The organism is Paenibacillus phytohabitans (assembly GCF_013141775.1).
In the GTDB taxonomy this organism is placed as follows: Bacteria; Bacillota; Bacilli; order Paenibacillales; family Paenibacillaceae; genus Paenibacillus_AQ; species Paenibacillus_AQ phytohabitans.
Genome location: NZ_WHOB01000097.1, coordinates 134,798 through 148,444 on the forward strand (window position 1 = coordinate 134,798; position 13,647 = coordinate 148,444).

10 protein-coding genes are annotated in these 13,647 nt (G+C 36.2%); all 10 read left to right on the forward strand.

What is annotated here, in order from left to right:
* Positions 1 to 144 precede the first annotated feature (144 nt).
* Positions 145 to 1,263 carry a hypothetical protein gene (locus GC101_RS34190; protein WP_171720931.1) on the forward strand — a complete coding sequence of 373 codons (1,119 nt, stop codon included), beginning with the start codon at positions 145 to 147 and terminating at the stop codon, positions 1,261 to 1,263.
* Positions 1,245 to 1,739, forward strand: a complete 495-nt coding sequence (locus GC101_RS34195) for a three component ABC system middle component (protein ID WP_171720932.1) — start codon at positions 1,245 to 1,247, stop codon at positions 1,737 to 1,739. The genes GC101_RS34190 and GC101_RS34195 overlap by 19 nt, the downstream gene beginning before the upstream one ends.
* Complete coding sequence (locus tag GC101_RS34200) at positions 1,736 to 3,676, forward strand: DUF3732 domain-containing protein (protein WP_171720933.1); 1,941 nt, start codon at positions 1,736 to 1,738, stop codon at positions 3,674 to 3,676. The genes GC101_RS34195 and GC101_RS34200 overlap by 4 nt, the downstream gene beginning before the upstream one ends.
* Positions 3,677 to 3,690: 14 nt before the next feature.
* The gene (locus GC101_RS34205; protein WP_171720934.1) at positions 3,691 to 4,203 is read left to right on the forward strand and encodes a hypothetical protein; all 513 of its coding nucleotides are present in this window, start codon (positions 3,691 to 3,693) and stop codon (positions 4,201 to 4,203) included.
* 105 nt (positions 4,204 to 4,308) lie between these two features.
* Entirely contained in the window at positions 4,309 to 5,706 is a 1,398-nt protein-coding gene (locus GC101_RS34210; protein ID WP_171720935.1) for a 3'-5' exonuclease, read from the forward strand.
* A gap of 11 nt (positions 5,707 to 5,717) precedes the next feature.
* Positions 5,718 to 6,398, forward strand: coding sequence for a DarT ssDNA thymidine ADP-ribosyltransferase family protein (locus tag GC101_RS34215; protein ID WP_171720936.1), 681 nt, complete (start codon positions 5,718 to 5,720; stop codon positions 6,396 to 6,398).
* Positions 6,399 to 6,403: 5 nt separating this feature from the next.
* The gene (locus GC101_RS34220) at positions 6,404 to 8,023 is read left to right on the forward strand and encodes an ADP-ribosylglycohydrolase family protein (protein WP_171720937.1); all 1,620 of its coding nucleotides are present in this window, start codon (positions 6,404 to 6,406) and stop codon (positions 8,021 to 8,023) included.
* An 88-nt stretch (positions 8,024 to 8,111) separates the two neighbouring features.
* The gene (locus GC101_RS34225; protein WP_171720938.1) at positions 8,112 to 9,020 is read left to right on the forward strand and encodes an HNH endonuclease; all 909 of its coding nucleotides are present in this window, start codon (positions 8,112 to 8,114) and stop codon (positions 9,018 to 9,020) included.
* A gap of 142 nt (positions 9,021 to 9,162) precedes the next feature.
* Complete coding sequence (locus tag GC101_RS34230; RefSeq protein WP_171720939.1) at positions 9,163 to 12,174, forward strand: UvrD-helicase domain-containing protein; 3,012 nt, start codon at positions 9,163 to 9,165, stop codon at positions 12,172 to 12,174.
* 23 nt (positions 12,175 to 12,197) lie between these two features.
* Entirely contained in the window at positions 12,198 to 13,280 is a 1,083-nt protein-coding gene (locus GC101_RS34235; protein WP_171720940.1) for a PIN domain-containing protein, read from the forward strand.
* Positions 13,281 to 13,647: the final 367 nt, after the last annotated feature.

Consider the following 13,647-nt stretch of genomic DNA (forward strand, 5'->3'; position numbering starts at 1 on the left):
TGCGGCTTTTGTGTTTATTGTGAATACAGCCTTCATTTGTCGAAAAACGGGACTAGGAAAAATGAACTATCTATCCTATACTGGAAACAGAAGGATTAGATAGAATATAGTCCCGGTTCCTATTTGCAAACGGAGGTATGGCATTTGGAAAGACAGAAAAATGATGATACGAAGACCAAATTAGGTGATTTATTTCACTATTTAATTGTCATGGAGCACTGTCTGGATTTAAAACCTGGCGATACAATTTATGTCGAAACATTCGGTGACATTAGTATAGAATCCTCTGGTTCTTCCGTTAATATGGAGATTAAAAATCATCTAAAAAAACATAATTTGTCAAGTCGCCATGGAGATTTTTGGAATTCGCTAAAAAACTGGGTGACTTATCATGAACAGATGGACAATTACAAAAAATTACTTCTCGTTTCAACCTCTGTTACAGATTCAAAATCAATTTTTAATACGTGGAATGAGCTAAATGAAGATGAACGATATACTTTATTAAAAAATGAGGGACAACAGATTAAGAAAAAGGAAAGCGGCTTTAGAGAATGGTATACGGGCATTTTTTTAAAGGATGAAAAGATTGTCCGGAAGATTATCGCCAAAGTAGAACTTCAACTAAACGAAGTGAATGTAATGAAGCGTAAGGCTAAAATCAAGCAACATTCTATCTTTAAACTAATCGAAGATCAGCATGCAGATTCTTTCATTTATGAATTGCTTGGCTCCATATTAATGAAGCCAGCTGAAAATGATGGAACCTGGGAGATCACGTATGATCAGTTTAAAAAGCATGCGACAGATATCCGAGATAAGCATTCGAAACAAACTCGTCCATTGCCTTCCACGTTCTCTAAGGATAAGCCAAAGAATGTAAAAGGTTATATGAATAGAAAATTCGTGAAGCAAATTCTGGAGATTGAATGTGATACGGAGGATGTGGAAGAGGCGGTTGTCAGTTATTGGCGAATGAATCAAACTTGTATGATGCACTTCGATAATGATCCCATTTACATGAACGATATTTATGGGTACAAAAGTGATTTAAATACGCGTCTACTTCGAATGCGAAAACTCTCTAAGAAAAAATGTAGTACGGATGATCATTGTGAAAAATCGCAAGATTTTTTTCAAGAGGTTATGTTGTTAGAAGCGATGCCGTTTGGATCCATTAATCCCAATCGTGATTTTTTCCAGCAAGGAATCGTACACTCTATTGTCGATGATGGGGGATTAACATGGAATCTGAAAAAATAGTTGATAGAAATCTCACCTCTATTCAAACCCTGTCCTTTAATCCGTTTTTTCTGAGTTCCATCTTGCAGCATTTCTTAAGCGGATATGGAAAGAAACAACCGGAATTTTATTTGCTTTATTTGGTCTTCCCCGTCATTTTTTATAAGTCATCCCGAGAATTTTTACTTCGTGCTAATAAAAAAAGTTCGATTTTTTCTATGTTTTTAGATGATGTCGAAAGCAGAATCTTACTTGGGGGGATCCAGGAACGTTATTTTTACTTCAAAGAATTGACGAGTCAAGCCATCGTGGTTGCTGTCAATGAAGGAAACATTGACATTGGTGAACAGATAATGCTACTGAATAAAGTCGATTATAAATTAGTGAAAGCAGCAGACCTTCGATCTTATTATCGGGCAGCCCATTATTTAGGCGTTATTTTTTCGAGAACTTCTTGTATTGACATCTTTCGGAAGTTAGGAGTGACCAATCTTTGAATGCATATGTAAGAGCTATTTGCGTGTTAAATAAAGAAGGAACACGTAGAGAAGTTGAATTCACACCCGGACTAAACATCATCACCGGCGAATCCAAAAGCGGGAAAAGTGCCCTTCTAGAAATTATTGATTACTGCATGGGGAGTTCAAGATCGTATATTCCTAAGGGAGTCATCACAAATTTCACTTATATTTTTGTTACGGTTTTTCAGATTGGTTCAATGAATTTGGTGCTCGGAAGAAAAAGCTTTGATGACAATGGTCGTAAGCAGATGTATGTCCAAAGAAGTACCAAGGAGTTTGACATTAACGATATTACGCTGGATCTGTTCACTGATGAAATCAGTGTATCGGTTGAAGAAGCAAAAATGGATCTGGAAGATGCCTTGGGAATGAAGGTCTCGGATATGTCGGATAACAATAATAAGAAAGAAGGACGCCCATCCGTTCGAAGTATGACCTCATACTTATTTCAGCACCAAAACCTTATCGCCAATAAGTTTGCGTTATTTTATCGCTTTGATGATTATTATAAAAAAGAAGATGTCATTAAGCAATTTCCTATTTTTGCTGGTTGGGTAGATCAGAAATATTATTCGTTGTTGCTTCAACTTGATGAACTTGAAAAAGATAAAAAGCGAAATGAACGGGATCGGCAAAGCTACACCACGGCGGTAGAGAAGCTCCGAGGGCGTTTGATTAAAAGCTTTGTGAATTATTATGCCTTAATAGGGTTGCAGTTGGATGAAGATACCCCAGTACATACGCTTTTGCAGCTACGAAAAAATCTTCCCGATTTTACGAGAGAAAGTTATTTATCAGAGGAAGCTGAGAGACGATATTTTTTACTTAAACAAAGGCTGGAATCCAAACGCCAGGAAAAACACGAATTAGATCTTAAAATTAGAAATTTAGAAGTCAGCCAAAATTATGGCACGGGATATGAATATAGCCTTAACTTGTTAAAGCAGAAAGGTGAGCTCTCAAAACCCAAAAAGGAAGCCTATCTTTGCCCACTATGTGGGGAGCCTCATCAACACATCAATCAAACGATGGTGGATCTACAAAGGTCCAAGAATTGGCTGCAAGAAGAACTTCTAGGCGTTGGCGAGCAGAGCCAATCGTTTACGGATGAAATTAAAAAGCTGGAAAAAAAGAAGCGGATACTGATGGAAGAAATTAAAGAAATCAGTAGAGAAATTGAAAGAGTCGAAGGAATCTTTAAGCACTTAAAAGAAAACAAACGGTTGGATGAGCAAATCATCTATTACAAAGCTAAAATTGATTCAGACTGTGACATTGTCGAGAGTCAAAGAAGCAGTTTGGCTCATTTGTCGGCAAGTGATTTTGACAGCGATATGGAGGCTGTTAAACGTCAATTAAGTGGTTACAATGTAAGAGTTCGGGAAGCGGAAGCCATGACGTTTCTAAATGCGAATATCAATCGGATCATTGGAAACCTTGATTTCGAGGAAGAATATCGACCGACCAAATTAAAATTTGAACTGAATACGTTCAACTTATACCATGAAGATCAAAAAAATAAAACCAATGTGTATTTAAGTGAAATGGGAAGTGGTGCGAATTGGCTTTCATGTCACCTGAGCCTTTTTTTATCGCTCCTTCATTTTTTCGCACTTCAGCCCCACTCTGTAATGCCGTCTTTTTTGTTCATCGATCAGCCGAGCCAAGTGTATTTCCCACCATTAAAAAATGAATTTGAAGTAGTCGAATTTGATCAGGTGGGAAAAGACAAAGATGTAATGAACGTTGAACAAATGTATACAACAATTTTAGATGAAATTGAATTAATTCATGACACAGCCGGATATCGTCCGCAAATTATTGTTACGGATCATGTCGATCATTTAGACTTGGAAAAATATGATTTTGAAACGTATGTCCGCCGACGGTGGAGAGAAGAAAAGTTTATATAAGGGGGAGAAAAAGAATGACTTTTAAAAATATTTCCGAATCCGTTAATGCAATTTTAGCTGAATTATTCACTAAAACAAGCGAAAATCACATAGAGTGGACATCATATCAAGAAAAGAAAATGGCGATGTTAGGGGGTTCTCTTGAAAGAGAGTTTAAAATTTCAGAGGAGCTAGAAGAAAAGGGCTTAGTTGAATATCATCATGTTTCTGTTAATAATAGCTTTTATTGTAGATTCAATTATAGTAAAAATTCTGAAAATGAAAAATACATTAGATTATCAGTGATTTATTTGGTTAGTAACGTTGAAGGCAAAGAAAAAGAAATTTATTTGATTGTTCATCGTGAAAACAAAGACGTAATTCAAATCTTAACAGATTCCACTAAAAATAAAGAACTAGAAATTTTATATGAACTTATACTTTGGAAGTCTATAAAAGAATTCAAAATTATTGAAAGACTATTGTTTGAACCAGATCAAAAGTTAGGGAAAGATAAGGCTGTAGAACAAGATGAGTTAAATGATTAACGGAACAGATTTAAATCAGTTTGAGTGTTTTTATTTGTATAATAACGTTTTTTATTAGAGTGCAGAAGTGAAATTGACCAGATAATAGTTATGGAGGTAATAAAAATGCCTATCCCTAATCCTATTGGCATTCAAACAAGAGTCTTGTACCTTCCGGAGATCGGGCATTTTGTCATACTCGGTACAGCAGGAAGTGGAAAGACGACACTGGCAATATTAAGAGCTGCTTATTTAGCTAAAACGCATTGTCGTAGTAATGAAAAAGTATTGCTGGTGACCTTTAATCGTACTTTAGTCACCTATCTTCAAACACTAGGAGAGCAGGGGATTCGAAATCTCGATATTTGGAACTATCATAAATTTGCAAGAGGTTATTTAAGTCGACGAAATAAAATGGGATGGAACGAAATTGCAAGTTCAGGGGCGAAAATTAGATTCATAAATGAAGCCTTGGAGAATGTTAGAAAAATTTATCCGGATAATTCAACTTTAGAAAGACCTGCAGAAGTATTTGTTGAGGAAATCCATTGGCTCCAAAAAACCGGAATAACTTCATTGAAAGAATATGAAGCGGTGGAGCGTATTGGAAGGGCTGGTACTTGGATTGCTAGAGCAAACAGAAAATACTTTTATTATGTCTTTAATGAATACATGCGTCTTCGAGGACAATCCGGTTTACGTTATGATTTTGAAGATTTAGCGGGGTATGTGGATGAAGAATTTGAAAGTGATACTTCTCCTCGTTACTATCGCCATATTATTATTGATGAAGGACAAGATTTTTCTCCAGCAATGTTACGCTCCCTGGCAAAAGCAATACCGACAGATGGCAGTATCACCTATTTTGGTGATGTTGCTCAACAAATATATGGAAGCCGTGTGTCCTGGCGAACAGCTGGATTAAACAATCCGCAAATATATCGGTTTGCGCAAAACTATCGAAATACCAAAGAAATTGCTGCTCTAGGTCTTGCCATCTCGGAACAACCCTTTTTTCCTGAAGACACAGATTTAGTCGAACCGAGTTTTCCTCGTGCATCAGGTCCTAAACCGGCGCTTATTTCCTTTTCTTCGGAGGAAGAAGAACTCGATTATTACATTGCAAATGTAATTATTCCTAACCGTACCAGAACAATCGTAATACTTGTACGAAGCGTAGAAACGGTAGATTATATTATTAATAAAATTAGGCAAAAGCGTATCACTCCCCAAAAACTTTCAAAAGAAATGAGCGTGTGGAATTCTAGACCTGGAGTCTCTGTCGGAACATATCATTCAGCAAAAGGTCTGGAATTTGATACGGTAATATTACCTTTCTGTACAGCTAATCGATTGCCATCCCCCGAACGCGTAACTGCATTGGATAACTTTGAAGAAGCTCTTAATGAAGAAGTAAAGTTACTTTACGTTGGGGTGACCAGAGCCAAAAGTGAGCTGTATATTTCATATACTGGTGAGGTAACAGTGCTCCTCCCCACAGATCCAGAACTTTATCAAATGTAGGTGGTAGATTTATGACAACGGTTAAGAATATAATCGATATACGAAACATCACAAGATTATGCCACTTCACTAAATCGTTCAACTTGCCTAGTATTTTAAGAAATGAATCGGGAATAATTGCAAATACAGAGATGGACAATCAGATCGAATTACTATCTAAAAACGATCCTTTGCGTTTAGATGGGAAGGAAGACTACGTCTGCTGTTCGGTTCAATATCCGAATACGTGGTACTTAAGACAAATTAAAGAAGATCCTTTGTTCCATGAATGGGTTATATTACTTATAAATCCGTTTCTAGCTACTTTATCTACCTCGTTGTTTTGTCACAGAAATGCGGCTGCTGAGAGAGGGACCCTTATACAAGGTGGTACTGAAGGTTTTTCGGGTTTATTTAATCAAATGGTGCAGGGAAAAACAAAAAGGTATCGTACTGCCAAAATGTTACCTTGTTGTCCTACCGATGATCAAGCAGAAGTGCTAATATATAAGAATATTTCACGAAGTGACATATTAGCTGTTGTAGTTAAAGATTGGGAGCAAGCACGAAGAGAAAAATCAAGATTAAGTTTCATTCATGAAGTTCCCAATAATATTCGGTTTATCATTGCCCCTGGTTTATTCGATATCAGTTGGAGTGGAATGATAAGAAATGGTCAGATGCCTGAAGAAACGCTTTATAGAGAGGAGTGAGGAAGATGAATAATGAAAGTATAGTTAATATAAAAGATAAATACTTTGGGTCTTTACTAGGTGCAATGATTGGAGATGCGTTAGGCTGGGCTTTCGAGGATCGAAGTAATAATGTTTCGAGAAATGCACAAATTCAGCGTTCATTTTTAAATTGGACGCGGAAAAGTGGCGGAAAATTTTATTTGCATGAAGAAGAAATTACTGCGGGATCTTATAGCGATGATACGCAATTAATTTTTGCAACTGCTAGGAGCTTACAGTATAAAAATTGGTACTCTCATTTTGTGAGAATTGAACTCCCTGCTTGGATTATTTATGAACGTGGTGGAGGTGGTGCCACAAAGAGAGCTGCTGAATCGTGGAGTAATGGAAACCAGCCATGGAGACAAGATAAACAAAGTAAAGAGAATATTAAGCGCTATTTTGATGCTGGTGGTAATGGCGTTGCTATGAGAATATTACCTCATGTTTTTTATTGCGATGGAGATCTGGAGGAGTTATCCAAACAGGTTTTCTTAAATGGTATATCCACACATGGACATCCAAGAGCTTTGTTAAGTGCAATCGTTTATGCGTGGGCTATAGACTATGTTAGAAGTAAGGAAGAAGCATTAGGGTATGGGGAATTGATTGCATACCTACTTCAAACAAAAGATAGATGGTCAAAACTTCCTGAGGTTCAAAATAATAAGGAATGGCGGGAAAGTGCTGATCAAAATTTTGGTGGTAAATATTTAGAATGTTGGTCAGAGGTTGTATTAGAAATTCAAGAAGGACTCGAAATCGCTTATACGGCAGTTAGAAGAGGTTTGTTAGATAAAAGTTGGGAAACATTAAACAATTTAAAATGCTTCGATAAATCAGTCCGTGGGGCAGGTACAGTTGCAACTTTAGTCTCTCTATATATGGCTTCCAAGTATGCAGCCGACCCAGCAAACGGAATATTGGAACTGGCTGGATTAAAGAATGCCGATACAGACACAATTGCTTCAATGGCAGGAGGGATTTTAGGCACTATTCACGGAACGGAATGGATTCCTACGGATTGGCTATTGGTGCAAGATTATGATTATGCAAGAAAATTAACTACTGCACTTGGATACAATACAAAGGAAGAAAATACTGAACCATTATGGTCATCCTCAAATAACAAAAGGTTCCGTGAGCAATTAGCGAAAATCAAATTAAAGCAAGATATTCAGTTTGGACCCTTTAAATCAGTAACTCTTATTGACGTAAAGAAAAATAGAACGAATATTAAAAATTTAAATGTTACAACTTATAAACTACTTGCTACAGAAGGTCAAACCATATTTATTAAAACGTTTTTTAAAAGTGCGACGGAAGATAAGACAACTACATATGAAGCTAAGAAAAAAGAAAATCAAGTTAAAAACCATTCACTTTCTCTAAATGTTGAGACTATTGAAAACTTACTAAACGTACTTCCTCCGAACATCAAATTAGCTACAGCGCTGAAGTTGATTTCAAAATTATTAAATGAACTATCACAAGAAACCATTAATATTGATGAAATCGTAAAAAGACACGTTAGCAAAAGTATTGATAAAGAACAAATGAATAACCTAGTCAATTTCATAGTGAAAAATATATCTTCAAACTAAGCCCAAGAACAGCAAGTAGAAGAGAGCTACTTGCTGTTTTATTTTTTAGTAGCAAATGAAATTGATAACCTATATTGGGGTGGGATGAGTGCTGGTTTTCGAAAAGGTCGAATCTATACGTATTATTCCTATGTCACTTAATGACATTTCGTTTATTGGTAAGACTATTTCGGAAGTGCAAACTAATTATTTTCTTACATTTCTCCCATATGGGAAGTTTCGTTACAAGAAAAGTGCTAATGAAAAATCGAATTCTTTATTTTTATTTCAATTTAAAGCGCAGATAATTGCATATGCGATTTTAAAAGATAATATTAAAAAGAAAGAAGAAGACTATAGTGGCGCATATTATTTTGAGCCTACTTCCATTACCATATTTAAAGATCCACTTAATGTGAACGATATTCGTTCTATCTGGAATGAATTTAAGAAGTTTGGTCAAACTATACAAAGACTTGATTTGATTAATCTGGATCTATTTCTTCAATTCATATCTAATCGAAATAAACTATCCATTGTTGATATAATGGATACTTCAGATAATGAGGAAGATCATCAACTACCAAGTGACGTTGAAAACTTAGTGCGTTTAGACGAAATTAAAGATGAGCCGCGCACCCCGTTCAAGTTTCTTAATACTAATCAAAAATGGGTTTGGGGACGAAACATATTAACGAAATTAAAAGCCTTAGATCATGCCGGCTACAGTTGTGAAATCAATACTGCTCACGAACATTTCATATCTCGTGCTAGTGGTAAAAGTTACGTTGAAGCACATCATCTCATTCCGATGAAACAACAAGAAAAATTTAAAAATAGCTTGGATGTCGAAGCCAATATTGTCTCGTTATGTGTAGTATGCCACAACAAAATACACAAAGCTTTTCCAAATGAAAGAAATAGCATTATAGAAAGGCTTTACACTAATCGTGTTCACAGACTTAAACTATGTGGACTTCCGATTGAGTTGTCAGATCTTTTATCGTTTTATGATTAAGGTAAAGTACAACAGAATTTTCGAGCGAGATCCTTTCACTTCACAATGCAAAAAGGACAGTATGAGTATGATAGCTGTCCTTTTTGCATTGTGAAAATTATGGTAATATGGGCATTATGTATTTTTGAAAGGATTATGGCTTATGAGTGCTCTTCTTTCTTTTTTTCAAAAACTAATCTACAAACCACAGGCGATGAAAATTATTCGTCCCACAACAATAAAGTTAGATGCCGTTGGAACTAAACTTTCAGAATTCTCTACAACGCTTCAGCTCTTTTCTTCAACTCCCCAATACATATCTTTAAACTCAGATTCCAAACCGGATTTACTGCGTCGAGTAGAAACTCTTCTACCGGTACTCAACGCAAAATCACCGTTTACTGTAGAACCGTCTGTTCACCTGAAATTTGAAAGCAAAAATAAACGATTAAAACAGTGGCTGTTTCAATCGGACGAATATCGAGTCCTTTGTCAAACGTATGCACAGTTACACCAGGAAGCAAAGAACTTGAAAAGCCAAATTGAAGAACAACTAATCATTCATCAAAAGCATAATCAGCAGTTTGATGAGAAGGTTCTTGAAGCAAATTTGTGCTTTGAACAAATAAAAAAAGAGTACATCTCCACATCCGATAAACAGCGCTATTGTTCTTCTTATCAAGAAGTCTTCCAATTTTTCAAACATGCGGATGTACAAGAGTTAAGTCAGCCGCAAGCGTGGTTTGTATCCATATACTCCAACATTGATCTCCATGTCAGGTTGGCAAACCAGGGATATATAGAACTCCAATTAGTTATGCAAAAATCTCTTTTTGATGATATTGATGGAAAGTCTCTGGATGAACAGCAACGAATTTCGGTCTTAACCGATGAAGATAACAATTTAGTTCTTGCCGGAGCGGGAAGTGGAAAAACGCTAACGATAGCAGGAAAGGTCAAATTTTTAACCCAAATCAAAAAAGTGCAACCTGAAGAGATTCTACTTATATCGTTTACCAACAAATCCGCAAAAGAAATGCAAGAACGAATTAATGATAAATTAAATGTTCCCGTTATAGTCAAAACTTTTCACAAATTAGGAACCGGAATTATTGCTCAACATAGTGATTTTAAGCTTAGCGTGGTTAATGAGCCGGGTTCCTATATCCATTCGTTTTTTGAAACAGCAGTATTAACGAAGCCGCACCTTCTGCAACAGTTAGTTTTCTTTTTTGGAGTGTATTTCAATATTCCACATGATCGTGCCAACTTTAAAACGTTAGGTGAGTATCACGAATCCCAGAAGTCCTTAGATTTTGAGTCACTAAAAAGTAAACTGGAACGGTTAAATGAAAAGTTTGATAGCTTAAAAGGCGAGAAAATGAAAAGCTTAGAAGAAATCCTTATCGCGAATTATTTATTTCTTAATGGTATTGATTATGAGTATGAAACGGATTATGAGTATCCAACCGCAACTCGAGAGTTTCGTCAGTACAAACCTGATTTTTATTTGCCTAAATACGGTATATATATCGAACACTATGGTGTGAATGAACATATGAGGGCACCTTGGTTAGAAGGAATTGAAGAAGAGAAATATATCAAGGGAATACACTGGAAGCGTCAGACCCATGACCAAATGAAAACGACTTGTATTGAGTCCTTTTCGTATTACAATCAAAAAGGGGTTTTGTTAGAGAGGCTAGCAGAACATTTAATGCAGCATAATGTGTCTATTAACCCTATTGATGCAAGCGGTCTATACGAGTTGCTCTGCAAAAGAGAACAAAACCAACAATTCGATGATTTCATCAAACTCATTGGCAGCTTTATTAGTTTATTTAAATCGTGTGGATACCGGGAGCTTGACTTTGAACGTTTAGAGCGGGAGAACGAGTTGAAAGAACGTAATTTCTTCTTGCGGGAACGTACTAAACTATTCCTGGCAATAGCTCGTCCAGCGTATTTGTATTATCAAACAAGCATTGCAAGCGAACGGAAAATTGATTTTAACGATATGATTAATGATGCGACAGAGCTCGCACGTTTACCAGAATCCCACTTCCAATATAAGTACATTATTATCGACGAATATCAAGATATATCCCGAAGCCGTTTTGGTCTAATTCAAGCAATCAAAGAAAAAAGCGGAGCAAAGGTCATGTGCGTAGGAGATGACTGGCAATCCATTTACCGATTTGCGGGCAGCGATCTAGATTTATTTACGCGTTTTGGTGATTACTTTGGCGCCTATGAAACTATGAAAATTGAGCGTACCTATAGAAATTCTCAAGAATTGATTGATATTGCCGGAAGTTTTGTGATGCGTAATCCCAATCAGTTGACCAAAGATTTGGCATCGGGAAGATCCACTCCACAGCCCATCAAGATTCAAGCGTTTTCGGAACATATGGGACAAGTAGTCGAAATGATTGTCGATAATTTGGTCAGCAAATATGGGCTTGAAAATGGAGATGAAAAGCGCTCAGTCATGTTACTCGGAAGAAATAATTTGGATCTAGCCCAGCTCGAAGATTACCCGGGTTTTGTGGTTGATACCAAAGAACTGACCATTAGGTCTGTGAAATATCCATCCCTAGACTTAATATTTATGTCTGTACACAAATCCAAAGGGCTGGAAGCAGACAATGTAATTTTAATCAATGGGAAAAATGCCACCTTAGGTTTTCCTAACCGCATAACAGATGATCCAATTCTCCAGTGGGTGTTAACTACACCGGATTACATGGAGTTTGCTGAAGAGCGGCGATTGTTCTATGTAGCGTTGACACGTACCAAAAATGAACTTTACATTGTGGTTCCTGATAAGGATAAGTCCGTTTTTGTGACTGAATTAATTGAACAATATGGAGTACCTCTAAATGCAATTGGAGTAAAGGGCTCCATCTCCAATAATCCCAAATGCTTAACGTGTAAAACAGGAGTATTGGTGGAGCGGAAGTCTAAGAAGGGTGAAGCCTTTGTAGGGTGCAGTAACTTTCCAGGCTGCCGGCGTAAGTACAGTGACCTTAAACTGATTAAAGAACAGATCTACTGTGCCAAATGTAAGGGGTATATGGTAATTAAAAAGAACAATAAAACAGGAAAACTATTTTATGCTTGCAGCAATTTCCCACATTGCGCTCATACGATGAACCAGCAGATAGCACTTTAATTAGTTTAAAAAGGAGCAGGAACATGGATCTTGTACTCGATACCAATATTTTCAGAGAAAATTTCAAGATGGATTCGATTCATTTTCAAAACTTATTTGATTACCTGGTGAAAACGAATTCTAAAATAATTGTTCCTGAAATAGTTTTACTGGAAGTGGAATCACTTTTCGAAAGAGAACTGCTGAAAAGACTTGAAGGCTATAAAAAAGCATCAAGGTCATTACGAAATTGGTTGTTTACTTCGGAATACAGTGAGAATGATGTCCCTCTTGTGGAAGAAGCTGTTGCCTCTTTTATGGATTTCTTTAAAACCAAATTAAAGTTAGATCCAGAAGCGATTTTTGCGACAAAGGATGAATACTTAAAAGAAGTTCTGCGGCGCGCTGTAAAGCATATAAAACCTTGTTCGGATAGGGGTGAAGAATTCAGAGACACTATTTTGTGGTTATCGGTTTTAGATATTGCGAAGGTTCATGCAGATGCACCAATCGGATTTATTTCAAATAATACCAACGAATTCTCATCAGATAACAAAATGATTTTGCATCCCATGCTACAAAAAGATGTAACTGACGCAAACATAACGGTATATTATTACAATTCACTACAAGAATTTATTAAACAGCATGCACAAAATATACAGACCATTACGAAAGAAATGATTTTGTCTAAAATTCATCTGAAATATTATGCTAATAATCTAATCGATTACCTGAATGATTGGTACGATGATCAATTAATTGATTATGTTGAATATAAGGATTATCAACCTTCTGAATGTCATGCTTCAAAATTTACAAGTGAGCTGCTTTTGGGTGAATTTTTTATTTATGAAAGAACTGATGGTGCCTTGTACATCGAATTAGAATTATCAGGGGAGCTTGAGTTGAGAGCAAATATAGAAATTGAATACGAGGATGAGGAAATCGATTATGAATATGATTACGATAATGATCTTTTCTCACCTCTGCCTAAATTGGTTCGACGTACTCGGGTAAGAGAAACGTCCAAAGTTTTTTATCCTAAAGTTATCGCAACTGTTGGAGTTACATTTGATCAAGAAGTAATGGAGTGGAATGAAGTAGTCGATATTGATATTGAATAACAACGCTTAATAGAAATTGACGGAAGCACCGTTGCCTGTACGAATAGGCTATCGGTGCTTTTATATTTTTAATTGAATTTTCAAGGAGAGAGCGTATGAAAAAAAGAAGGATTATACAATCAGACGGTGAGCTAACTTTATGTGTATTAAATGAACTGCCTATTGAAGTTCATTTTATGGGGGAATTTTACTCAAAAGATAAAATAACCAGTTACACAAAAACATCCATCTGTTTTCAAAACGAGTATTTTCTACGCGAGAACTGTATTTTGTTCATTGGAAAGAAAAAAATTTTTTCAAATACTGACTCTGATTGTTGAGACCTCAGAATGTTCTAATACGATGCCAAAATAATAATTTCATCAAT